Consider the following 22,539-nt stretch of genomic DNA (forward strand, 5'->3'; position numbering starts at 1 on the left):
TTTTCTGTTATAAGTGATTAAAATCAAAAAGATGGAAATATTCGAGTGGTGCTACCTTCAGGTAGGTTATAGGCTGCTTTGTTTAGGTACTTCTTCTTTCAATGGGAACACTGATGTGGAAACCACCGATTTCACGCATAAAGGCTTCTAACTTACGTGTAGTCTCTTTTGCACTGTAGTTAGGAACATTAGGCTCGCCATAAATACCCACATCGACAAAAATTTGCTCATTTGGTAAGGGATTCACCATGCCGCGTATGGGTGTATCAAATATGCGCATAGGGCAGAGCCATAACGGATAAAATTCGACTTGCTGATGGAAGTAACTCAGGGACTTGTCCAGTGTGCTGATCGGTAGTAAGAAGTCCTGATCCATATGATGGGTATCATATAGTTCATGTATGGCCTCTGTTTCAGTCAGCTTGATTAATGAAATGTCAGGCGGTGACATCCAGCCTAACAGATAGCGAAACCAAGGGCTATTGCCAAAGGGGATAATCTGCTCCATCTCCCAGAAAAAAGAACGGGTATGACGGTGATAATAGTGACGTAAGGGAATATATTCTTCCTGCTCCTGTCTTTGCTTTAGAATGCTGCGTACATGCTCGTAAAACCAGGGTTTCCAGAAGTTATTCAGTGCATTTCTGGTTTTGCCAGCAGGGACTTTATCGGCAAAGTTGCCCAGCATTAATACGCCTTCCTGCTCAGAATACATCAGGCCTTCAATAAAATCATAAGCCTCATCAAAGGATTTCAAAGATTCTTCGGTAAAACGATCTACCATCGCTTGTTTGCTAGTATATGGAATATATCTTAGCTGTACAAAGTCCTTACTGGGTACAATTTTTATTTCCGCACAGACTAAAAAGCCTAGTGAACCGTATGACCAGGGAATTGCATAATAGAGTTCGCTATTTTCATCTTTAGAGCACTTAACCAACTCCCCATCTGCAGTAACGATTTCCAGACTTACGCAAATATGCTGGAATAGTCCATATTTATGCGAACTAGCCTCGATACCGAAGCCATTAATCAGGCCGCCGACGGTTAAGGCATCCAATTCGGGGACTACGGCTAAAGACAGCCCCAACGGCTTGAGCATTGCTGAAATCTGTCCCATATTCGCCATGGGTTCAACGCGTACTGTGCCTTTTTCCTCATCGATATCCAGGATATCCATTAAGCTGACATCAACCTGGTAATGGGTCTTTTTATAATTACCCTGCTTTAATGACATTGCCTGCCAGCCTGGCCGGGCAGTACACATAGGGATATTGCCGCCAGTTATTTTGTGCCAGTCTTTGACTTGTTGCTGCACTTTTTTTACTTTGTCATCATGCTTTTCCGGCGCACTATTTAACCAGAAAACTAAGCGGTTGCGAGTGCCCATATAGGCTTTAAAAATAAGTGAGGCAGGCAGTACGAAAAGCACAACAAAAATCCCGCGATATTTGATTAAAAAGTCCAGCATGATTAAATCCCGGTTATGGTTATTTGAAATTAATTAGGAGCGCGCACGGAATAAATTGAGCATCTGGCGCAGTATTTTTATTCGTATTCAAGGCACATAGCCAGCTACGTAAGTGCGCCTATAATGCAGAAGACAGATAAAAAGACAAGCCAATTGTTTCAGTTATTCCATGCACATTCTTTAGCAAGCACAGGCGCGCCATGCTACCTCACGAAATTCCGGGACTCCTGTCGCCGTAATTCGTTCACCTACGCAGCGAATAGGAGATGCTCCAGCCGCCCTGCGTCCGCCACAGACTGAGCACAAAGCAGCTCAGTCATGGCTACCACAAATGGCTCTACGGCTATTCGGGATAAAATTTTAGCCTCCCTCGCGCGCTATCGCGCACTTCGGATTGGCAAATTCCCCTGCGCCTTCTGGAGACTATCAGCCCGTCCGAGGCTGACAGCGAGGGTAAATGTCCTTTAGCCAATAATGTACAGCTAAAGCCTAGATTTTAATAAATGTTGGATTATACAATAACTACGCAATTACGCCACTGTTGTTTTGCCTGATACATTGCAGTATCGGCGGCGCTAATGATTTTTTCATAGCTATTAAATTCTTGATGAAACAGGCTGATACCAACACTAATGGTAATCTCGTGGCCAAGAAATTGCCGGCTAAGGGTTTTTCCCTGTTGTTCTACTTCCAGCCTGATGCGTTCTGCATAGCTGTATACCCCTTTTTTGTCTGTGCTTTGCAATACAAATACAAATTCATCTCCCCCATAACGGCCGATAAAATCACCCGGGCGGGTCAGCGAGCGCATGATCTGGGCTACCATAACAAGGGCTTCATCACCTACCTGGTGACCGCAGCTATCATTAAATTGCTTAAAGAAATCAATATCAATAAACCCGACTGCAATTTGACTAAGTTGAGAAATATCCTGACGAAATAAGTTGCTTAAGAACTCGCTTAGCTTGCGACTATTTGATAGACCGGTTAGGGAATCGAGCTCCGCCCGGTTGCGCTCTAATATAAAAGATTGCGCATTTGCCAGCGCTATGCCTAATTCATGGATAATGGGCGCAATATACGTGATGCACTGTGGATCCATTAATCGGCAGCTTAGATGGTTGTCCGCATAAAGCAGGGCAACAAGTCGGTCATTGCTGACAATAGGCAGCAGCAGAAATTCATCAACTTTAAATGGTTCCAGCAGTATTTTATTTTCCGGGTGGTTACTGTTAATAATAACCGCTTTGCGTTCACGTAAATTGCCTAACAGTGTATTGGGCAATACATCCATCGGAATGTTAAAGTGTTGTAATGAGCTGTCTTTTAGTGATGCAGGCCAGTTATAGGTGGTTTCCAGATTGCGCTGCTTAGGGTTAATATTGAGCATGATTAAGCGCTCAAAATGAAAATATTGCTGAATAGCCGCAAGGGTCGCAGGGATGATTTCATCAGGGTCCAGACTTTTATGCGGTATGGTCAAGCTCTTGACAGATATATTGCCGGGTAATGAGTTAGTGTGTTGAACGTGCCAACTGCAATGAATGGCAGTTTCAACTAATGAAGCGCGTATTTTATATAGGTTAGGCGATTTGATACCAAACATTGCACAGGTATTTTGCATTTCATTATCAACTATATTCAATAATTCTTTAATATCTATGGTTTCAATATCAAACTGGTTTAATACTTCCGGGTGCAATAGCGGTGAGTACTTTGCAGTAGTAGAACCTATGCCCTGTACGCTGGCTATATAATTGGCCAGGCTGATAATGGCGATTTCCAGCTTGCAGTCGGCAAAATGGCTATGATCGTCAGGCATCGTGTGATGACAATAAACGCCCGCAGTGATAGGTTTGGGGATCTTCCACTGCTGACAGAAAACAAAGCCTATTTCTGCATGATTTAAACCAAAAAAACTCTGCTCACTTTGTAGGGATAGATCTAGGCCGTCGCGACCGTGGCGAATAAAGTCGCTATAGTTATTTTTAGCATGTGTCTCCAGAATTATTTTTCCAATATCATGTAGTAAGCCAGCGCTGTACATTAAATCAGGGTCTTTATAATTTAAGCTAGTTGCGATAGTACGTGCAAGTGTCGCGACGAATAGGCAGTGATGCCAGAAGAACAGCTGATCAAAGTCGAAATTTGCCTTGTGGTAAATCAGTTTATTGTAAATCAGCTGGTTTAAGGCAATTTGCCTGACTCCAGAATCCCCTAAAATTAAAATTGCCTGCTTAATAGACTTTATTTTTTGATAGTGTAAAAGTACTACTGAATTTACATTACTCAGTACTTTTTCTGCAAGTGCCGGCTCACTGCTAATTAAAGTAGATAATTCGGCTGCACGGTTAGTATTGTCACGGTTTAAGCGTAATAGTTTAATAGCCAGGAGGGGGATTACCTGCAAGTGATCAACGTCATGCTTCAAGATGGAGCTTGTCGTTTGATGAAGCGCTATATGAGGGTTGATATTTTTGCTCATGATCAGTGCAGAAGTAACTGGATTATGCTCAGTTTATCCTAGAAACCGCCGGTGAGCACTGAGTTTTTGGAAAATCTGTACATGAAAAATCAGCACAGCTAGCAAACAAAAGAATGACATCTTTTTGAAAGTGAGCGCCTTTGAAGCTGAGCATGTGATCCACCTTTTATTGAAATTGAGAATTATGATAGCAGATAACGTCGGGAAGGGGGATTTATGCGACAGAACCCTCTAAGACGCATTAAACACCATCACGTAGATAAGGCAAGCATTTAATCCATGACCGTTAGCACACAAAAACAAAATATGACCGCTTTAAATGATTTACTCACTAATTACCGTAAAGTATCAAAGTCAGAAAGAGAAAAAGGCACATATTTTGAAGAGCTGAAGTTTCCCAATTATTGAGTAGCTGAAATACACAATGCTGGTGTATCGAGGTTTATTTTAGGTGGTTTTGCCATGTTTATAGCAAACCCCTACTTAATTCCCCTTAGGCAATAGCATTTGAAACGAATGAAAAGACTATTTTTTTCATATAGTTGTAGCATAGTTTCAATTTTACCATAAATAATTATTGGGAAACTTCAGTTGAAGAGCTAATTCGTACTTATTTCCGTCATGAAGCCAGTTATAAGGATTTATATAGTGATGTATGGTTGTATTCAGATTGGGCAGGTGAGCGCGGTCTATGTAAGACTGATACAGGTATCGACTTAGTTGCAAAAACCAGAGATACAAATGAATATCATGCCATCCAATGTAAGTTTTATTCGGGGAGTCGCTATTTTTGCGAAAGCTTGTTTTGGGCATCCCAGCCCAAGCAAGCAGCAAAAACTTAACGCGACCACTTATGCCTCCGGCGGCCCCGATTCGTCCTCGTCACCTCGTCCCGACCCAACAAGGGGTCGGAACATAGGCTCCAAATGACTTGACGCCGTGTCGGATGGCCTTTTATTTTGTCTCCACCTTCGCTAACGCTCAGACTCCGACAAAACAACGGCCCTACGGCTATCGCGGACTAAAAATCTTCACTTCGCTAAAGCTCCGTTTCCAGGATTTTCAGCGACCGAAGCTATATCAATGCCATAATCTATAACATTATCAACGATATTTTCGAAGCTACTTCCTGAAGAAAAATAATTCTGATCCTCTGTATAACTAGGCGTATAGGCACTGCTATTAACACTAGTCCCATAAGGATCAGAGTAGTTAATCGGGCTATTAACCGCATAAGCATATTTATTAATTCCATCAATAAACCCTTTAGGGTCTTGCTGAGTAAATCGACCTGTTTGAGGTTGGTAGTATCTGGTTCGGTAGTAGATTAAGCCAGTGTTGTTAGGCTCTCTACCTTGGTAGCCGTATTGGGGTGTTTTGGTGGTGCTTTGGTTTTTAGTGTTTCCCCAGCTGTCGTATTGTTGGTAGCTAGTTAAACTCCCTTGTTGGTCGGTGGTGCCGAGGATGTTGTTGTGTGCACCTTGTAGGTAATAGGTGGTTTGTTCTGTTTCGTTGTATCTGCTGAGCGGTTGGTCTAGGCCTAGCTGGACGTATCTGTAATGTGGGTTGGTGCTGTCTCTGGTGGTGTATTGGGCATAGATATTGTCGCCATTGTAGTGGTATCTTGTTTTGTTGGGGTTGTTGGGGCTATTTTCGCCGATAATTTTTTCTATTCTTCGACCTTGGCTGTCATATTTGTAGTGTTCGGTGGGAATACCTGTTTTATTGACTTGGATTAGTTCTTGGTCGGCATTATAGATTAACTCTATTTCGGTGCTTCCTGTACAGTCGTTTGTTGTGGTATTTCGGGTAACGCTGGTGCCTTGGCAGTCTTTAATCTGGTTGCCGTTGCCGTCGTAGATAAAGGCTTGTTTGAGGGTGCCTGTGGATGTGGTGCTTCTGATTTCTATCAGTTGGTTTGTTGCATCGTGGATTGATATTTCTGTGCTTTCTGTCCCTGTACTGATGCCTGTTGTTTGTTGGGTTCTATTGCCGAATGCGTCATAGCGCCAGTTTTGTTTTGTGGCGGGACGTTGGTTGTCTGCTTGTGTCAGTCTGCCCAGTGGATCATATAGGTAATCGGTAGTTTCTGTCGTATTGTTTAGGGTTTCTATTTTTTGTTTTATTCTACCTAATGGGTCAATTTGGTAGTGTTGCTCGAGTATTGGATTGCCGCTGCCTGTGTTTTTGACTAAATGGCTTTTTAGGCTGTCGTCTGCACGATAGCTGTAGCTTTGGCTGATGTGGTTGGGGTTGCTTTGTTGGGTTAGCCTGCCGCCGGCATCATAGGTAAATTGAGTGCTGTCCCATAAAGTGGTGAGTCGGCCTGTGGGGTCGTAGCGGTAGTCGGTTTCTTGGCCTTGGTTGTCGGTTAGGCGGTCGAGTAGTCCACCTGGGCTGTATTTATAATGCAGGGATTTGCAGGCGCGCCATGCTACCTCACGAAATTCCGGGACTCCTGTCGCCATAATTCGTTCACCTACGCAGCGGATGGGAGATGCCCTGAACGCCCTGCGTCCGCAACGACTACGCACAAAAGCCGCTTCGTCATTACTACCTCACTGGCTGGACGGCTATTCGGAATGCAATTCTTGCTCCTCTCGCGTGCTGCTAGAACACGTCGAATCAGCGAATTGCCCTGTCGCCTATCAGGGACTAAAAATCACCACTTCGCTAAGCTCCGTTTCCATGATTTTCAGCGGCGGTGGCTTGGCCTGTTTCTGCTGTCCAGCTTTGTCTTGCGTCATAGCTGCTTTTTAGGCGGTGGCTTGCATCGTATTCATAGTTGTTGATGCTGTGCTTGTCTTGTGCCTGAGTGATTTTCCCTAGCGCGTTATAGTCGTAGCTGTTTGTTCCTGCGCTGTTGTTTTTTTGTTTGAGCAGGTTGCCTTGTTGCCATTGGTAGCTAGTGATGTCGTTGTTGCCATCTTTGCTTTGGCTAAGCTGGTTGTGGTTGTTGTACTGATATGTGTGGCTTCTGTTGAGTGCGTCGGTGCTTTGTGTGAGTCAATTAAAGTCATCGTAGTCTTGTTGTTTCTGTAGGCTGGTTTGATCCTGTTTTCTCTCGGCTGGATCGGTTGTATAACCTGCGTAAATATCAGTTTGTTGCCCTAATAGATTGTAGTGATAAAGGGTTACGGGGTAGATCGTTTGATTATAGGTGACTGAGTCTAGGTTATTATCCAGATAGCCGGGCTGAACGATTCTGATGGCTCTGCCTGCGGCATCGTATTCGGTTGTGGTGCTGTGGCCTTCGTGGTCTATATATTTGCTAACTTGTCCTGTGGGGGTGTAGTGGTATTCACTAACTCGGTTGAGGGCGTCATATTTTCTATATAGGCGGCCGTTGTCACTAGCACCGTAGTATTCATAACGCTGTGTATTGCCGTTGGGGTCGGTAATGCTTTGGATTATTCCCAGGGCATCCAGTTTTCGGGTGACTTGGTGCTGTCCTTTATCTTCTGCACTCGTCCAGTGGCCGCGTTGGTCGTAGTCTAGTGTGAGCGTGTAGTTGTCGGGGTCGGTGATTTTTATCAGGTTGCCACTACGGTCGTACTGGTACTGGCTAGTCTCTCCGCCGGCATCAATGCTTTGGCTGAGTCTTCCCGCTTGATCATAGCGGTATTGTTTGCTGTCGTGCTGGGTGTTGCCTATCAGCAGCTGTCTTTGTAGCAGTTGGTTGTCTTGGTTGTAGGTATAGCTGTGGAGTTGCCCTTGGTTGTCGCTGCTTTGGGTGCTTCTATTGTTGCTGTCGTAATGAGTTTTGGTTGGGTACCAACTGGCATCAATACCTTGTGTTTTCCTACCCAGGGTATCGTAGATAACAGCGGGGAGTCGCTATTTTTGCGAAAGCTTGTTTTGGGCATCCCAGCCCAAGCAAGCAGCAAAAACTTAACGCGACCACTTATGCCTCCGGCGGCCCCGATTCGTCCTCGTCACCTCGTCCCGACCCAACAAGGGGTCGGAACATAGGCTCCAAATGACTTGACGCCGTGTCGGATGGCCTTTTATTTTGTCTCCACCTTCGCTAACGCTCAGACTCCGACAAAACAACGGCCCTACGGCTATCGCGGACTAAAAATCTTCACTTCGCTTAGGCTACGTTTCCCTGATTTTCAGCGGTAGCGGTTTGGCATTCTTGTTTGTCTGTAGTGTTATCTTCATTCAGATCAGCGGCACCACAGCGGCTAATATTTATTAGATAAAGCGCGTTACTGTCATAAGTTTTTCTGACAATAGGGCCTAAGGGTAGTGTCCCGCTTTCTTCTATTAATGATTTAATTTGCTGGATTTGAATATTATTGCCGTATCTGTCGTATTCAAAGCGTGTCCAGCTAAGAACATCGGTTTCTATCGGGGTGTAGGGAGTTTTATTGGTTTCTGGATCTCGGTCTATGCCTGCTTTTAATTTGATACTGTCGGTCAAGTTGCCTTGGCTGTCGTATTGCATCAGATTGATATTGCCGCGGGCATCTTGTACTTTTTGTGCTTGATGATAAGTGTTGTAAAAACCGTACTGAATAGTATCACCAGAGGGCTGGGTGATTTTTATTAAGTCACCGGTTCCGTTACTGTTGTATTCATATTGGGTTTTTAATCCGCCTTTATTAGTATGCGCCAATCGGTTTAACGGTTCTGCAGGATCATATTCAAAGGTTTCTGTGGCACCATCAGCATCCACAATCTTAACTGGGTTTCCATATTCATCGAAGAAGTGATGTGTAGCGTACCCGCGCTCGTCTGTGACGACCGTTTCACGACGAAAGTTATTGTAATTAAATCGCAGGCGCGCCATGCTACCTCACGAAATTCCGGGACTCCTGTCGCCGTAATTCGTTCACCTACGCAGCGAATAGGAGATGCTCCAGCCGCCCTGCGTCCGCCACAGACTGAGCACAAAGCAGCTCAGTCATGGCTACCACAAATGGCTCTACGGCTATTCGGGATAAAATTTTAGCCTCCCTCGCGCGCTATCGCGCACTTCGGATTGGCAAATTTCCCTGCGCCTTCTGGAGACTATCAGCCCGTCCGGGGCTGACAGCGTATGCTGCCACCGAGATCGTCCGTATGTTTGAATACTTGGCCGTTGGCATAGTATTCAAAAGTCATACCTTTACCTTCGGCACTTTGTTTTCTTTTTAATAGATGGGCTTTATTGTGACCGTCTGCTGCAGTGTAGTAATTGTAAATCAATGGAGCCATAGTTCCTTCCACTACCAAAGGGGGTTTGACTTCGATTAAATCACCGGCTGTATTAATATTATAGTGCCATTGTCTACCACTAAAGTAAGTTAAACTTTCGATATAATGGCTACTTCCACCATTGGCATAAGCCAAGGTTAAACTACGGTTTAGATCATCACTGACACTAAGGAGTTTATCCTGATTGCTATTATTGTAATTAAGGGTGAGCTGGTTGTTATTTTTATCTTTTATGAATAATAGCTTGGCTTTTTGATCATTTGTTGCGCCTGCATTTGAGGCAAAGGTGTAGGTCAGGCCATTTTTCTGGGTAATACTGTATTGGCCATTGCTTTCTCTTTTTAAAACAACATGTACGCCGACATCATTTTCAAAGTCGGGGCTGTTGGTGGGGACGGTTGCCCCAGGTAAAGAAAAAAACTTCTCGCCGCCAGAGCCATCTACCCAGCTGACTTTTACGCGGTTGTCTGCGGTATCGTGGCCGTAGAATTTTAAAAACTGATTAAAGCTATGTGTCCAGCCGTAGCCTAGTGGGCTATCTTCTGGGTCTTGGGAGTTGTAGGTTCGTTCAAAAACAAACGACAGGCCACCCCGGCCTGGGATGATCAGGTCTTGCTCGTTATGGTAGAAGTTTCCTGTGACTAGGTTAACTGGATCGCCGCTAAACACTTGATTAACGTTAAAACCCTTTGAGGCGGTGGTGGAGTTGTAAGGGATACCAGTGTTGACTATATGCTCATTAACCACGGGTGGAATGTAGCTAACAGGGACATAACCTATATTTATATCTGGGTTGTAAATAACCGGACAGGCGCGCCATGCTACCTCACGAAATTCCGGGACTCCTGTCGCCATAATTCGTTCACCTACGCAGCGGATGGGAGATGCCCTGAACGCCCTGCGTCCGCAACGACTACGCACAAAAGACGCTTCGTCATTACTACCTCACTGGCTGGACGGCTATTCGGAATGCAATTCTTGCTCCTCTCGCGTGCTGCTAGCACACGTCGAATCAGCAAATTGCCCTGTCGCCTATCAGGGACTAAAAATCACCACTTCGCTAAGCTACGTTTCCATGATTTTCAGCGGGGGAAGAAGCATTTCTGGGGAGTGTGTATCCACCAGCATAGCCACCACTGATAATATATCCAGCCTTAACAGCACCATCACCCTGACAATTATTACATTCAGCAACAAAAACCACCCCTTTCCAGCTATCATATAGAATCTGGCTTCTAGGTACCTTAACCGTGTAACCTTTATCAATATAATTGCTTTTTATACTATTGATCTGAGCAGTGCTGTAGTTTAATGAGGAATCGGTATTGGAGGTAAATTTACTCTGCTCACTTTCCCAGTTACTACTTGTTAGTTGTAACTCTTCTATCCCTTGCTCATTAGCAAACTGTAATCCTCGCACAGACGATACTGCATCAAGTGCTGCATTTTCCTGCCAGATATAAGATTCATATGCCGATGCGGAATAACCTGAAAGCAAAAAGCTATCCCAATCTATTAGACCTGTAGTTAAATCAATATTTCTAGTTTGTCCTCCTGGTATATCCACCAGCATACCCCCGCGATGAACGGCAAAGGGGATATCAAACAGATATTCGACTTTCATTTTTGTGGAGGTTAAGCCCATATGGCAACCACTGTCTCCTGTACCATTACTTAACAAGGCAATGGTTTTAGTAGAGTCACTCAGGTGCCGCATATATTGTAATCCGACAATATGTAAATATTCACCTTCCGTCTCATCCACATTGCTATTACTCGATGTTCAAGTTTTCAGCTATAACTGGGCTAAGAAAAGTAAATTTTTCCGGCTTTGTTTTATGAGTGATTGATTTACAATGATGTTGATGCTTTCTTTGTCAGTAAAATTATCAATAAAATCAGTCAGTTAAAAAACTTGAACATCGAGTATTAGGATTTCTATGTCATATTTTAAGGCAATGACAAAGCGTTTTTTACTGTGTGAACTCACCTTTAATCGTGCACTGCTGACAGTCACTTTAATCTCTTTTCCGCCACGTACACGTATTATCTGATCAATGCCTTTGTTAATCGAATTAAAGTAGCTCTCGACTGACCTTATTCTACCTCTATATTCAATATTTTGGTTTTTACGTAATTGGCTAATCACCTGCGAGCCTCCAGATTCTTTAGCTGCTTCGTCCATAAAGGCTTTTTCACCATACAGCGCATCAAGCCAGTACGCCTTTAATTTTAATCAGGCTATGCGCAACTTTAAACTCTTTTAATAAGCCTAATGCAATCTCTGTTTTGGTCGGGTAGGCACTGTCACGTTCAGGCTTAATAGGCCGATCTTTTTTTGCTATACCGCTCTTTTTCAACCGTTTATCTTCTTTATCCCACTGCTTTAAGGCTGGATCCGGCATATAAAAGAAAAAACCGACAGGCACTGTAATGGATGAGGTAACTAGCAGCAATAATACTATCGTTTGTCCATTAACATACCCGCCGGAGCCTTTGTGTTTCTGCTTGTAAACCTTATAAATACGTTTTGTAGACTTAGATCGTGCTCGGTCTGATTCATCAAAGGCCAACACACCTTCAGTAATGCCATAACGTTTTAAAATTAAGACCACACTCAACCGTAGCAACCAGTCCCAGGGTATACTTGCTTTACGAAACACCCAGGATAATGCGGCTACTTTGCAATCTCCAAGGCTTGCTCGCTCAAACTTAGCCCAGCAAACAGAGTTCATTAGCAGTATGCACGTTAAACAAGTGCCCAACCAAGCGGCTTGAATCCGTGTCAAAGCGGCTCCGGGTTTTAGCTGATTGAGCGCATCATTTAAATCGTCAATATAGCTTTGGATAAAGGTGGCTGGGGCATTCATTAACATGGGCTTACACCGATAAAATTACAACAACCTCAGAATACCTGATTTTACCTTCTCAATATCAAAAACTTGAACATCGAGTAAAAGGCTTATCAAGGCTTTTAATCATATTAGCGGTGCTTGGTATTGCCTCAAGATCAAAAACAGACGGTTGAACAGGAACAATACAAAGTGTTGCAAATCCGATAATCACATTATGCAGGGTATCGCTTGCGCCTTTAGTATCGAAAATCACTAAATCATAACCCTGTTTTTGTGCAAACCCGTAAATCTCTTTTACCTTTTCTATATCATGGGGAACAATAACCGCTTTTATATCGTCCTCGATTTCCCGTCTTTTCCACCAATTCGCGGCGGATTTTTGTTTCTCGTCCAGATCGACAAGCAAAACCTTTTTTCCAGCTCTCGCGGCGCATACCGCCATATTGGTAGAAATTGTAGACTTTCCAAGGTTCTGTCGCATAAATCCCCCTTCCCGACGTTATCTGCTATCATAATTCTCAATTTCAATAAAAGGTGGATCACATGCTCAGCTTCAAAGGCGCTCACTTTCAAAAAGATGTCATTCTTTCGCTGAAAATCAGGGAAACGGAGCCTAAGCGAAGTGATGATTTTTAGTCCGCGATAGCCGTAGGGCCGTTGTTTTGTCGGAGTCTGAGCGTTAGCGAAGGTGGAGACAAAATAAAAGGCCATCCGACACGGCGTCAAGTCATTTGGAGCCTATGTTCCGACCCCTTGTTGGGTCGGGACGAGGTGACGAGGACGAATCGGGGCCGCCGGAGGCATAAGTGGTCGCGTTAAGTTTTTGCCGCTTGCTTGGGCTGGGATGCCCAAAACAAGCTTTCGCAAAAATAGCGACTCCCCGCATGCTGTTTTCTTTTATGTCAGGTATGGCGTTTCGTATCGCTACCTTGAAGAAATTATGGAAGAAAGAGGTGTTGAAGTGGATCATGCTACGCTCAATCGTTGGGTTATCCGTTATTCTCCTGCCATTGCTGTAAAAGCTAAATCTCAGAAACGAGAAACCAATAAATCGTGGCGCATGGATGAAACGTATATCAAAGTGAAGGGTCAGTGGACCTATTTATACCGAGCTGTTGATAGTCACGGGGATACGCTTGATTTCATGCTTCCTGAGCACCATGATGAAGAGGCTGCAACCGCATTTTTCAAACAAACGATTAACAATAATGGCTTTCCTGATAAGGTCGTTATGGATAAAAGTGGCGCTAACTATGCAGGATTAGCCAATATTAACCTCTTGTTAATCCTCGCTGGGTTTGCCACTATGATTGACATATTACAAGTTAAATGTTTGAATAACATCATCGAACAGGATCATCGCTTTATCAAAAAAATAACAAAACCGATGATGGCTTTAAAGCGTTTCACTCCGCCCAAGCAACAATTGATGGAATTGAAACGGCACATATGATCCGAAAGGGCCAATTGTCTGAGGAAAATATTCCTGCTTATACGCAGTTTATGGCTTTAGCAGGATAGTTATGCCTGAAGACCAGGAGGTCTGTGCTTTTGATAATTATTGCGACAGAACCGGATTTACGCGTTGAATCTCAGAAGTGGGTTGCTCAGATTTCTTTGTCTGGTGACAAACGGAACTCAGAGACATCAAGAAATACCTGTGTTACGAGATCATATTGAAAAGCAAAACAAGGGAAATAACAGCTCTCAGAAACATCTCTATGTCTACGATAAAGCCGTCACCGACTTTGTCTGGTGGGATCGGCAGGAACGACATGCTAATTACATGATTTCAATGCTAAAAGAAAATTCAATTGCGACTCTGGTTGAGTCTATCCCTTTTGACTCCCAGCATGAGATCAATACAGGAGTTGAAGCATACAGTGTGTACGAAAACAAGGGCATCAAATTTAACGTGGTGGATTACCGTGATCCAGAAACCGGAAAACTTCACCGGTTTGTGACAACCTTGCCAATGACTATTAACCCTGGAACCATTGCCATGCTGTATTTCAAGCGATGGACGATTGAAAAGACATTCAATAACACTAAAAGTAATTTCAAGGAAACTAAAGCTTGGTCTTCCAATACCCGCTCACTTGAAAATCAAATGCGCCTGACTGCCAGGCGCGCCATGCTACCTCACGAAATTCCGGGACTCCTGTCGCCATAATTCGTTCACCTACGCAGCGGATGGGAGATGCCCTGAACGCCCTGCGTCCGCAACGACTACGCACAAAAGCCGCTTCGTCATTACTACCTCCGCTGAAAATCCTGGAAACGGAGCTTTAGCGAAGTGAAGATTTTTAGTCCGCGATAGCCGTAGGGCCGTTGTTTTGTCGGAGTCTGAGCGTTAGCGAAGGTGGAGACAAAATAAAAGGCCATCCGACACGGCGTCAAGTCATTTGGAGCCTATGTTCCGACCCCTTGTTGGGTCGGGACGAGGTGACGAGGACGAATCGGGGCCGCCGGAGGCATAAGTGGTCGCGTTAAGTTTTTGCTGCTTGCTTGGGCTGGGATGCCCAAAACAAGCTTTCGCAAAAATGGCGACTCCACGAACTGGCTGGACGGCTATTCGGAATGCAATTCTTGCTCCTCTCGCGTGCTGCTAGCACACGTCGAATCAGCGAATTGCCCTGTCGCCTATCAGGGACTAAAAATCACCACTTCGCTAAGCTACGTTTCCATGATTTTCAGCGAATGAGCTATAATTTAATGCGCGTGTTTGAAGAGATTTCAAAAACACAACAGCCAGAATTTATTCATCCATCGGATAAAAAATATAGCGAGGCTCTGGAAATAAGGCAGCAACAGGCTCAAAAACGAGATCGTTTTGTGAATCCATTATTTTTCCAGGCAAGAATATCTTGTATCAGCTCGTATACCATTCGGGCAGTTCAAAACACAATAATAACAGGAATGTCTTTACAGTGCTTTATGAGCTCTCTTGTGGAGAGGTTAGTTTCACGGCCTCAATTGATAGGGGAACACTGATGATCTTTACTCATGGATTTAATGTGGGGTAATGAATGACGTCGCCCTTGTGTGCGGCGTGGATCGGGAATGTCGGCAAAAAATTCGGGCAAGGTGCGCATTTGATCAGCCATTAACATGATTTTGGGTGCTCCATAGCAATAATAAGGGCCAAGAATAGACTGTGATAATCGAGCTCGAGAGCGCGATGATAAAGGGCGCACATAGATCTGTTCCGGGGCTTCCGGGTTGAGCTATAACCCTTACTAGTGCGGCTAGATCCGCGCGCCTCACCCACATGAATCCAGTTTGCAGCACGGTAAATAGTGCCATAAAAATACTGGGGATCAACGAAAGTTTCTAATAATAGCAAGGGGTAGCCAAAGTGTTTCTGCCAATCCAGAGAAATGCGTCGCTCGCAGAGCGAAAGAATACGAGAAGCAAGATTAGGGTAATGCTGCTCAGGAATAATCAGAAAGCGACTATTGTTAGCAATCAGATGCAATCGGTCGTATTGATATCAAAAAATTCAGCCAATCCACTGATCACGTGCCGCACATTTCCAGGCCGCTGCAAAAAAAACTGATGAATACTCGCCATGCGTTTTTGTAGCAGACTACATACCACAAGGTATGACCTATCTTTGGTAATGCCCCTAGATAATGATGAGCTTCCATTAACGACTGGAAGCGTTTCTGCTCACTTGGAAGAATAAGCTGTAAGATGATTTCTTGTAGGTTCAAAGCAAACTATCTCAAACATAAAATCTCAGGATGATTTATAAGTGAAAATAAGAGGGCTTGTCCAGAACTAATTATTATCCTATTGATTGTATAGCTTAAAGGCGGGCAGGAGCACCCACCCATAATAATTACAATGAGCCTGGTGGAAAAGTATTACGTACTTTTTTGTCCAGCAGCCTATATTGAGATTTCAACTTCAGGATATGTATAAATGCCACTAAAAAGCCGATAAAAATTCCGGCAAATAATTCTAGGGTTAACGCTAATGCCAAAGGCATGCGTATGGTCGTAAAGTACAGATCTATATCTATAATCTGAAAATTACGTAAAGAGAAGATTAAAGCAATCACTGCTATCAGTGAAAAAAAAGCAAATATTACAATCCGCATAATAGAACCATCTCTTCTGTTTGTTAATCCGTTATTTTATGCGTATGTCTAGATCCATCAACACGGTCACGTAGTTCCTTGCCCGGCTTAAAATGAGGAACATATTTTTCTGTTAGGGACACTGCATCCCCTGTCTTTGGATTACGCCCCATTCTCGGCTTACGGTGATGTAAGGAAAAACTACCAAAACCACGCACTTCTATTCTTTCATTGGCCGATAAAGACTGACTCATTTGCTCTAGCATACACTTTACAGCAAGCTCTACATCCTGCAAAGCCAAATGAGGTTGTTTCTTTGCTAATTGTTCAATTAATTCAGATTTAGTCACATTTTTTCCTATGTGTTGTTATATGCCTGTATTTTACCTTTACCTAAAAACCGCAGTTGACCGCTATAAAACATTATAAGCAATTGAATATTAAATGAAATACTCATAAATAATTATCAACTGCTGGGTGAATATTACCGCACTTCACGGTTTTGTGAATAAACCTGCGTACGAAATACTATGTTACAGCTCCTGCCAAGGACCACAGGCCATTGCCTGCAAGATATCTTTCACACGCAGATTTTACACAACAGCGTGTCCAACTACGGCTTCTAGGTTTATCGCTATTTACTGTCTACAACTATACCAATCTTGCGTAAAAAAGGGGTTTAATCTTTGCAAATTAAATCCCTCCATTTCAAGCTAGCTTATTTATTTTTCCAAATTCTTGAATAAATCACCCATAGTAGGTGTTCCAGAAGCTTGCTCTGAATACTCTTTCATCACGCTTGCTTCATCATCAGAATCTTTGGCTTTAATAGATAGAGAAATAGATTTATTTTTCTTGTCTACGCCAATAAATTTAGCTTCAATTTCGTCGCCTACCGTTAGCAATTTAGTGGCATCTTCAACACGGTCACGCTGTATTTCAGAAGCTCGTAAATAGCCTTCGATATTTTCTGCCAAGGTAATTACTGCACCTTTTGCATCAACTTCTTTTACAGTCCCTTTAACCATGCTACCTTTTTCGTTAATAGCAATATAGTTCTGGAATGGATCTTGCTGTAATTGCTTGATACCCAGTGAAATACGCTCACGTTCAGCATCAACAGCTAAAATAACCGTCTCTACTTCATCACCCTTCTGGTATTCACGGATAGACTCTTCCTGTGCATCAGACCATGAAATATCAGACATATGCACCAGACCATCAATATTACCTTCAAGACCAATAAAGATACCGAAGTCGGTAATTGACTTGATCTTACCTGAGATTTTATCCCCTTTGTTATGCGTTGCTGCAAACTCATCCCATGGATTAGTGCGACACTGCTTCATGCCTAGTGAAATACGCCGTCTTTCTTCGTCGATTTCAAGAATCATCACTTCAACTTCGTCACCTAGCTGTACAACTTTAGCTGGGTTAACGTTTTTGTTAGTCCAATCCATTTCAGAAACGTGAACTAGACCTTCAACGCCTTCTTCAATTTCTATAAAACAACCATAGTCAGTCAGATTATTGACTTTACCCGTAACGCGCGTACCTGCAGGGTAACGGTTAGCAATATCAGTCCATGGATCTTCCGCCATTTGCTTCATACCTAATGAAACGCGGGTTTTTTCTTTGTCGAACTTAAGCACCTTAACTTCGATTTCCTGACCGATTTCCACACACTCAGATGGATGGCGTACACGACGCCATGCCATATCTGTAATATGTAATAGACCGTCGATACCGCCCAAGTCGATAAATGCACCGTAGTCAGTCAAGTTCTTGACTATCCCTTTTACAACAATGCCATCAGCCAGTGTTTTAAGTAATTCATCTCTTTCTGCACTGTATTCTTTTTCAACCACAGCACGACGAGATAACACAACATTGTTGCGTTTTTGATCGATTTTAATAACTTTGAATTCAAGATCACGACCTTCTAGGAAGGTTGTATCTCTAATAGGACGGACATCAACTAATGAGCCAGGTAAGAAAGCACGTAATGCGCCTACTGCGACTGTAAAACCGCCACGAACTTTTCCGTTAATGCGGCCTACAATTGTCTCTTCCGCTTCAAAAGCAGTTTCAAGCTCACCCCAAGCTCTATGTTTCTTCGCTTTGTCACGAGAAAGTAAAGTCGCGCCTAGACCATCTTCGATTAAATCTAATGCAACCTCAACTTCATCACCTACATTAACTTCAAGGTCACCTTCTTCATTTAAGAATTGCCATTTAGGAATCACTCCTTCTGATTTTAACCCTGCACTGACAATAACTTTATCGTTATCGATGTCTACGACTGTACCTACTAGCATTGCGCCAGTACGCATTTCCGTTTGTTTTATACTTTCTTCAAATAATTCAGCAAAGCTCTCGCTCATTGTTTTCTGTCCCAGACTTGTATGTACAATCCAAGTCTCTATCTCTGTAGTTAAAAAAAGCTGTATGTCATCATACAGCCGGTAAATGTATTACTTATCCAGTTAAAATCATGACCTGATTAATGACCTCATCGACGCTTAAATCAGATGAATCCAGATAAAAAGCATCTTCTGCCGGAATCAATGGCGCGTTTTTTCGTTCACTATCACGCCGATCACGCAATATAATATCGTTAGTAATCTGGTCAAGATTAGCATCAATTCCTTTTTCTTTCAACTGTTTAAATCTTCTCATTCCTCTTTCTTTGGCGCTGGCGGTTAAAAACACCTTAAACGGAGCATCTTTAAAAACCACGGTACCCATATCCCTGCCATCAGCAACCAGCCCTGGCAACCGACGAAAATCTTTTTGCTTTTGCAATAAAACAGCGCGCACCTCTGGATAGGCGGCTATCTGCGATGCAGCCGCACCGGTCGTTTCACCTGCCAGCCGGGCGGTAATATCCGTATCATTCAGCTTTACCACCAGCTCGTCTTCACAATCAAAAGCCAGATGCATTTGCTGCGCAAGCTCTGCAACTGCTGCGGCACTCTGTAAGTCTAGTTGCCTATCCAAAGCAAAAATGGCTAAAGATCGGTAAATAGAGCCACTATCCAGGTAATGCCAGCCTAATTTTTTTGCAACTGCCCGGCTCACGGTACCCTTCCCTGCACCACTCGGACCATCAATAGTTAATACAGGAACACTCATTAGCCTTCCTCGCTACTGATATTCAGTCCTAGCCCTGAAGTTAATGAAACAAAGCCCGGAAATGAGGTGTTCACATTTTCACAATCCTGAATCACGATAGGGGCAGTTGTGCGTAGGCCCGCCATAGAGAATGCCATGGCAATACGATGATCACCATGCGATACGACAGTACCTCCTCCAATAGAGCCGCCGTTAATAACCATACCATCGTCAGTAGGCTGCGCGTCGACACCGAGTATTTGCAAGCCATCTGCCATCACCTGAATACGGTCACTTTCTTTCACTCGTAATTCTTTTGCACCTGTTAAAGTAGTTGTTCCGTCAGCACAAGCTGCGGCAACAAATAGCACTGGGAACTCATCTATTGCCAGCGCAACGAATTCTTCCGGGATAGCGATCCCTTTTAACGCAGCACTACGCACCCGTATATCAGCAACAGGCTCACCACCAACTATGCGCTGATTAAATAATTCGATATTAGCACCCATTAATTGCAGAATATTGATAACGCCGGTACGAGTTGGGTTAATGCCCACATGCTGCAAAGTCAGATCAGAATTTTCGGCAATCGATGCGCCTACCAGAAAAAAGGCAGCCGATGAAATATCACTAGGCACATCTATATCAGTTGCAACTAGCTTTCCCTGTCGGGAAATAGTCACCTTATTGCCATCCTGCTTAACTGGATGGGAAAAACCAGAAAGCATGCGTTCAGTATGATCGCGCGTTGGCGTAGGTTCAGTGACCGAAGTTTCACCCCGCGCATACAAACCCGCTAGCAATAAACAGGACTTAACCTGAGCACTGGCAATCGGCATATCATAATGGATTCCTTGTAAGTTGCTCTGTCCTCTTATGGTTAAGGGTGCCGTGCCATTTTCGGTGCTTTCAATAACGGCACCCATTTTAGCTAAAGGGTCGGTTACCCGGCGCATGGGGCGCCCCGATAAAGACTTATCACCCGTCAGCGTTGCATCAAATTTTTGCCCCGCCAGCAAGCCGCAGATCAGGCGCATGGAAGTACCTGAATTCCCTAGATAAATAGGTTCTTTTGGTGCTAGCAAACCATCCAGCCCAACTCCATTGATAGTCACTTTGCCATTCTCGGGACCCTCGATTTTCACCCCCATAGACTGAAAAGCACGCAAAGTTGCCAAAGCATCATCGCCTTCTAAAAAACCACTCACATGCGTGACACCTTCAGCAAGTGAGCCCAGCATAATGGAGCGATGAGAGATTGATTTATCCCCTGGCACACGCACTTGACCTTGCAAGTGGCCACCCGGTTGAATAGTAAAAGTTATCGATTGATTCATATTATTGTGTTGATCTAAAAAACGCTGCCGCGCATTTCTGGCATAAGTAAAGGTATCGTGCAGTGCCTGAGCTTGATTGTCTTGCAGCATGTGCTTAACGGTCTCTAACTCGGAGCATAGCTGCTCAATTAAAGGAATAATGTGTTGCTTGTTGGCCATGCAGATATCCTGCCACATGGTAGGGTCGCTGGATGCAATGCGGGTAAGGTCCTTAAAGCCCCCTGCCGCATATTTGAATATTTCTTCTTGCTCATCTTTGCGACCGAGCAAGTCCACCAACGCAAATGCCATGATATGCGGCAAGTGACTGGTCGCTGCAAGCACAGTATCATGTTGCGCTACCTGCATTTCTGAAACGCTGCTCCCCAGTCCCTGCCAAAATTGCTTCGCCAGTTGCAGAAATTTTTTATCGGTCTGTGCGCAAGGGGTAAGAATCACCCGTTTTTGCTGGAATAAATCAACTAATGCCGCATCGACACCACTTTTCTCCTCGCCAGCAATGGGGTGAGCAGGGACAAAATTGTCCGGCAGCGTAGTAAAGATTATACCTAATGCCTCAACCACACTGCCTTTAGTACTGCCGGCATCCATATAAAGCACATGCTCTGACCAGTAAGGAGCCAACTGTTGCAAGATGTCAGGCATAGCCCCTACCGGGGTGGCAATAATCACGCAGTCTGCGTCTGTAACCGCCTCTTCCATTTCCAGACTGTAACTATCTATAACTTGCAGAGCCAGCGCTTGTTGCAAATTAGCAAGGTCTTGCTCGCGGCCAAAAGCCGAGACTTGTGTACATAATTTATTTTCCCGGGCAGCGCGGGCTATAGAGCCCCCTATCAGTCCGACACCAATAATGCACAGCTTATTAAACATCTACTAAGACAGCTTTAAGCGCGTTAATAAAAAATTTATTTTCCGCTTTTGTGCCGATACTGATGCGTAAATGATTGGGCATTTCATAATTGGCTACCGGACGGACTATTACGCCTTTATGTAATAAAGCTGTATTAATGCTATTCGCCTCACGCTGCAAATCGACAGCAATAAAATTACCCATTGATGCTATCCAGGGTAAACCCATTTCTGTAAAGGCATCGCTTAGAAACTGCATTCCAGCATTATTCAAAGCAACAGTTTCCGCAAGATACTCAGTGTCCTGCAGGGCAACCTCCGCTGCAGCCAATGCCAGAGAATTATTATTAAAGGGTTGGCGCACTCGATTTAAAATATCTGCCATTTCCGCACTCGATAAACTATAACCCACTCGTAGTCCAGCCAAACCATAGGCTTTTGAAAATGTACGGGTAATTATCAAGTTTGGATATTGTGCTAACCAGGCAATGGAATCCGGATAATCGGCTTTAGCAACATATTCATAATAAGCTTCGTCTAGCACACAAATAACATGCTCAGGAACGGCGGCTAAAAACTCACTCAAAGCCTGCGCAGTCAAATAAGTACCGGTAGGGTTATTCGGATTAGCAATAAATAGCAGACGCGTCTTATCGGTAATTGCCGCAAGCATGCCATGTAAATCATGTCCGTAGTCTATTGCCGGAACAACTCTAGCCTGAGCGCCAACGGCCTGCGTAACCAGCGGATACACCGCAAACGCATGCTGCGAAAAAACCACTTCATGTTCAATGGTTAAAAAAGCCCGAGCTAATAATTCCAGAATTTCATTTGAACCATTTCCCAAGGTAATTTGATCGCTATCAACCCCCCACTTTGCTGATAATGCTGTTTTTAAAGCAAAACCATTACCGTCAGGATAACGTGATAAATCAGTAAAACTTGCCTGGATTGCTTCTTTGACTTTTTCACTGGGGCCCAAAGGGTTTTCATTCGAGGCCAGTTTAATAATTTCTGTTAACCCTAGTTCACGCTCTAAATCAGCAATGGGCTTCCCTGGCTGGTAGGGAACTAAAGTTTGTACGCCTGCTGTGGCGAGTTGCAAGATGCTTTGTGGCATATTAAAAATTTAATCAGGA

At 43.8% G+C, this 22,539-nt stretch carries 33 protein-coding genes and 2 pseudogenes; 13 read left to right on the plus strand and 22 right to left on the minus strand.

The window, feature by feature from the left end; translation table 11 throughout:
• Positions 1–82: 82 nt before the first annotated feature.
• Both K6984_RS11630 and K6984_RS33300 read right to left on the minus strand, forming a co-directional pair.
• Entirely contained in the window at positions 83–1,471 is a 1,389-nt protein-coding gene (locus tag K6984_RS11630) for an FAD-binding oxidoreductase (protein ID WP_221895685.1), read from the minus strand.
• Between the two features lie 180 nt (positions 1,472–1,651).
• A complete protein-coding gene (locus K6984_RS33300; RefSeq protein WP_263458725.1) occupies positions 1,652–1,777 on the minus strand; it encodes a hypothetical protein in 126 nt (41 codons plus the stop codon).
• A 12-nt stretch (positions 1,778–1,789) separates the two neighbouring features.
• Here K6984_RS33300 and K6984_RS11635 point away from each other — a divergent pair, with 12 nt between their 5' ends.
• On the plus strand, positions 1,790–1,939 hold the full coding sequence (locus K6984_RS11635) for a hypothetical protein (protein ID WP_221895686.1): 150 nt from the start codon (positions 1,790–1,792) through the stop codon (positions 1,937–1,939).
• A 43-nt stretch (positions 1,940–1,982) separates the two neighbouring features.
• Here K6984_RS11635 and K6984_RS11640 read toward each other — a convergent pair whose 3' ends face one another.
• Both K6984_RS11640 and K6984_RS33305 read right to left on the minus strand, forming a co-directional pair.
• A complete protein-coding gene (locus K6984_RS11640; protein ID WP_221895687.1) occupies positions 1,983–3,956 on the minus strand; it encodes a diguanylate cyclase domain-containing protein in 1,974 nt (657 codons plus the stop codon).
• 28 nt (positions 3,957–3,984) lie between these two features.
• Positions 3,985–4,110 carry a hypothetical protein gene (locus K6984_RS33305; protein ID WP_263458726.1) on the minus strand — a complete coding sequence of 42 codons (126 nt, stop codon included), beginning with the start codon at positions 4,108–4,110 and terminating at the stop codon, positions 3,985–3,987.
• 412 nt (positions 4,111–4,522) lie between these two features.
• Here K6984_RS33305 and K6984_RS11645 point away from each other — a divergent pair.
• The 3 genes and pseudogenes from K6984_RS11645 to K6984_RS11650 all read left to right on the plus strand — a co-directional run.
• Positions 4,523–4,732: pseudogene (locus K6984_RS11645) on the plus strand (restriction endonuclease); the annotation flags it as partial.
• A gap of 14 nt (positions 4,733–4,746) precedes the next feature.
• Complete coding sequence (locus K6984_RS33310; protein WP_263458596.1) at positions 4,747–4,875, plus strand: hypothetical protein; 129 nt, start codon at positions 4,747–4,749, stop codon at positions 4,873–4,875.
• Positions 4,876–4,902: 27 nt separating this feature from the next.
• Entirely contained in the window at positions 4,903–5,055 is a 153-nt protein-coding gene (locus K6984_RS11650) for a hypothetical protein (protein WP_221895688.1), read from the plus strand.
• Here K6984_RS11650 and K6984_RS11655 read toward each other — a convergent pair.
• On the minus strand, positions 4,988–6,490 hold the full coding sequence (locus K6984_RS11655) for an RHS repeat-associated core domain-containing protein (RefSeq protein WP_221895689.1): 1,503 nt from the start codon (positions 6,488–6,490) through the stop codon (positions 4,988–4,990). The genes K6984_RS11650 and K6984_RS11655 overlap by 68 nt on opposite strands.
• On the opposite strand from K6984_RS11655, the gene K6984_RS11660 reads away from it, so the two are divergent.
• Positions 6,447–6,716 carry a hypothetical protein gene (locus K6984_RS11660; protein ID WP_221895690.1) on the plus strand — a complete coding sequence of 90 codons (270 nt, stop codon included), beginning with the start codon at positions 6,447–6,449 and terminating at the stop codon, positions 6,714–6,716. The two genes, K6984_RS11655 and K6984_RS11660, sit on opposite strands and share 44 nt — an antisense overlap.
• Before the next feature lie 111 nt (positions 6,717–6,827).
• Entirely contained in the window at positions 6,828–6,998 is a 171-nt protein-coding gene (locus tag K6984_RS11665; RefSeq protein ID WP_221895691.1) for a hypothetical protein, read from the plus strand.
• Here the strand turns inward: K6984_RS11665 and K6984_RS36920 are convergent.
• Positions 6,963–7,778: a hypothetical protein gene (locus tag K6984_RS36920; protein WP_476693192.1), complete on the minus strand. Its 816-nt coding sequence runs from the start codon at positions 7,776–7,778 to the stop codon at positions 6,963–6,965. The genes K6984_RS11665 and K6984_RS36920 overlap by 36 nt on opposite strands.
• A gap of 21 nt (positions 7,779–7,799) precedes the next feature.
• Here K6984_RS36920 and K6984_RS33315 point away from each other — a divergent pair, with 21 nt between their 5' ends.
• Both K6984_RS33315 and K6984_RS33320 read left to right on the plus strand, forming a co-directional pair.
• Positions 7,800–7,928 carry a hypothetical protein gene (locus tag K6984_RS33315; protein WP_263458596.1) on the plus strand — a complete coding sequence of 43 codons (129 nt, stop codon included), beginning with the start codon at positions 7,800–7,802 and terminating at the stop codon, positions 7,926–7,928.
• 27 nt (positions 7,929–7,955) lie between these two features.
• Complete coding sequence (locus tag K6984_RS33320; RefSeq protein ID WP_263458610.1) at positions 7,956–8,081, plus strand: hypothetical protein; 126 nt, start codon at positions 7,956–7,958, stop codon at positions 8,079–8,081.
• On the opposite strand, the gene K6984_RS11675 is transcribed toward K6984_RS33320, so the two are convergent.
• Positions 8,050–8,751: a hypothetical protein gene (locus K6984_RS11675; protein ID WP_476693191.1), complete on the minus strand. Its 702-nt coding sequence runs from the start codon at positions 8,749–8,751 to the stop codon at positions 8,050–8,052. The genes K6984_RS33320 and K6984_RS11675 overlap by 32 nt on opposite strands.
• Positions 8,752–8,975: 224 nt before the next feature.
• A complete protein-coding gene (locus K6984_RS11685; RefSeq protein WP_221895694.1) occupies positions 8,976–10,079 on the minus strand; it encodes a DUF6531 domain-containing protein in 1,104 nt (367 codons plus the stop codon).
• On the opposite strand from K6984_RS11685, the gene K6984_RS11690 reads away from it, so the two are divergent.
• Complete coding sequence (locus K6984_RS11690; protein WP_221895695.1) at positions 10,036–10,383, plus strand: hypothetical protein; 348 nt, start codon at positions 10,036–10,038, stop codon at positions 10,381–10,383. The genes K6984_RS11685 and K6984_RS11690 overlap by 44 nt on opposite strands.
• Positions 10,384–11,064: 681 nt before the next feature.
• Here K6984_RS11690 and K6984_RS11695 read toward each other — a convergent pair.
• Genes K6984_RS11695 through K6984_RS33325 form a run of 5 tightly spaced genes read right to left on the minus strand, consistent with a single transcriptional unit; the run spans position 11,065 to position 12,880 of the window.
• On the minus strand, positions 11,065–11,343 hold the full coding sequence (locus tag K6984_RS11695; RefSeq protein WP_221895696.1) for a hypothetical protein: 279 nt from the start codon (positions 11,341–11,343) through the stop codon (positions 11,065–11,067).
• Positions 11,344–11,368: 25 nt separating this feature from the next.
• Positions 11,369–12,034: a transposase gene (locus K6984_RS11700; protein WP_221895697.1), complete on the minus strand. Its 666-nt coding sequence runs from the start codon at positions 12,032–12,034 to the stop codon at positions 11,369–11,371.
• 58 nt (positions 12,035–12,092) lie between these two features.
• Complete coding sequence (locus tag K6984_RS36145; RefSeq protein ID WP_420831663.1) at positions 12,093–12,455, minus strand: division plane positioning ATPase MipZ; 363 nt, start codon at positions 12,453–12,455, stop codon at positions 12,093–12,095.
• The gene (locus K6984_RS30925) at positions 12,344–12,724 is read right to left on the minus strand and encodes a hypothetical protein (RefSeq protein ID WP_230988030.1); all 381 of its coding nucleotides are present in this window, start codon (positions 12,722–12,724) and stop codon (positions 12,344–12,346) included. The genes K6984_RS36145 and K6984_RS30925 overlap by 112 nt, the downstream gene beginning before the upstream one ends.
• Before the next feature lie 27 nt (positions 12,725–12,751).
• Positions 12,752–12,880 (minus strand): hypothetical protein, encoded by a 129-nt coding sequence (locus tag K6984_RS33325; protein WP_263458600.1) that lies wholly within the window; start codon positions 12,878–12,880, stop codon positions 12,752–12,754.
• Here K6984_RS33325 and K6984_RS11710 point away from each other — a divergent pair.
• Both K6984_RS11710 and K6984_RS11715 read left to right on the plus strand, forming a co-directional pair.
• Positions 12,858–13,534: pseudogene (locus K6984_RS11710) on the plus strand (IS6 family transposase). The gene K6984_RS33325 and the pseudogene K6984_RS11710 sit on opposite strands and share 23 nt — an antisense overlap.
• Positions 13,535–13,574: 40 nt before the next feature.
• The gene (locus K6984_RS11715) at positions 13,575–14,186 is read left to right on the plus strand and encodes a transposase (protein ID WP_221895699.1); all 612 of its coding nucleotides are present in this window, start codon (positions 13,575–13,577) and stop codon (positions 14,184–14,186) included.
• An 83-nt stretch (positions 14,187–14,269) separates the two neighbouring features.
• On the opposite strand, the gene K6984_RS33330 is transcribed toward K6984_RS11715, so the two are convergent.
• Together K6984_RS33330 and K6984_RS33335 are read right to left on the minus strand one after the other, a co-directional pair.
• On the minus strand, positions 14,270–14,398 hold the full coding sequence (locus K6984_RS33330; RefSeq protein ID WP_263458727.1) for a hypothetical protein: 129 nt from the start codon (positions 14,396–14,398) through the stop codon (positions 14,270–14,272).
• 27 nt (positions 14,399–14,425) lie between these two features.
• Complete coding sequence (locus K6984_RS33335; protein WP_263458596.1) at positions 14,426–14,554, minus strand: hypothetical protein; 129 nt, start codon at positions 14,552–14,554, stop codon at positions 14,426–14,428.
• On the opposite strand from K6984_RS33335, the gene K6984_RS11720 reads away from it, so the two are divergent.
• Complete coding sequence (locus tag K6984_RS11720; RefSeq protein ID WP_221895700.1) at positions 14,532–14,717, plus strand: hypothetical protein; 186 nt, start codon at positions 14,532–14,534, stop codon at positions 14,715–14,717. The two genes, K6984_RS33335 and K6984_RS11720, sit on opposite strands and share 23 nt — an antisense overlap.
• The gene (locus K6984_RS11725) at positions 14,645–15,007 is read left to right on the plus strand and encodes a hypothetical protein (protein WP_221895701.1); all 363 of its coding nucleotides are present in this window, start codon (positions 14,645–14,647) and stop codon (positions 15,005–15,007) included. The genes K6984_RS11720 and K6984_RS11725 overlap by 73 nt, the downstream gene beginning before the upstream one ends.
• Before the next feature lie 112 nt (positions 15,008–15,119).
• On the opposite strand, the gene K6984_RS30930 is transcribed toward K6984_RS11725, so the two are convergent.
• From K6984_RS30930 to hisC, 7 genes are all read right to left on the minus strand, one after another.
• The gene (locus K6984_RS30930) at positions 15,120–15,491 is read right to left on the minus strand and encodes a Druantia anti-phage system protein DruA (protein WP_230988031.1); all 372 of its coding nucleotides are present in this window, start codon (positions 15,489–15,491) and stop codon (positions 15,120–15,122) included.
• Between the two features lie 366 nt (positions 15,492–15,857).
• Complete coding sequence (locus K6984_RS36150; protein ID WP_420831660.1) at positions 15,858–16,118, minus strand: LapA family protein; 261 nt, start codon at positions 16,116–16,118, stop codon at positions 15,858–15,860.
• 23 nt (positions 16,119–16,141) lie between these two features.
• A complete protein-coding gene (locus K6984_RS11740; RefSeq protein WP_221895703.1) occupies positions 16,142–16,447 on the minus strand; it encodes an integration host factor subunit beta in 306 nt (101 codons plus the stop codon).
• Between the two features lie 372 nt (positions 16,448–16,819).
• Entirely contained in the window at positions 16,820–18,481 is a 1,662-nt protein-coding gene (gene rpsA / locus K6984_RS11745) for a 30S ribosomal protein S1 (protein ID WP_221895704.1), read from the minus strand.
• Positions 18,482–18,575: 94 nt separating this feature from the next.
• A complete protein-coding gene (gene cmk / locus K6984_RS11750) occupies positions 18,576–19,232 on the minus strand; it encodes a (d)CMP kinase (protein WP_221895705.1) in 657 nt (218 codons plus the stop codon).
• Positions 19,232–21,421, minus strand: coding sequence for a bifunctional prephenate dehydrogenase/3-phosphoshikimate 1-carboxyvinyltransferase (locus tag K6984_RS11755; protein WP_221895706.1), 2,190 nt, complete (start codon positions 21,419–21,421; stop codon positions 19,232–19,234). Before K6984_RS11755 ends, cmk begins: the two co-directional genes overlap by 1 nt.
• The gene (gene hisC / locus K6984_RS11760; RefSeq protein ID WP_221895707.1) at positions 21,414–22,520 is read right to left on the minus strand and encodes a histidinol-phosphate transaminase; all 1,107 of its coding nucleotides are present in this window, start codon (positions 22,518–22,520) and stop codon (positions 21,414–21,416) included. Before hisC ends, K6984_RS11755 begins: the two co-directional genes overlap by 8 nt.
• Positions 22,521–22,539 lie beyond the last annotated feature (19 nt).

Origin of the sequence: Bathymodiolus japonicus methanotrophic gill symbiont (assembly GCF_019721995.1) — a bacterium.
In the GTDB taxonomy this organism is placed as follows: Bacteria; Pseudomonadota; Gammaproteobacteria; order Methylococcales; family Methylomonadaceae; genus Methyloprofundus.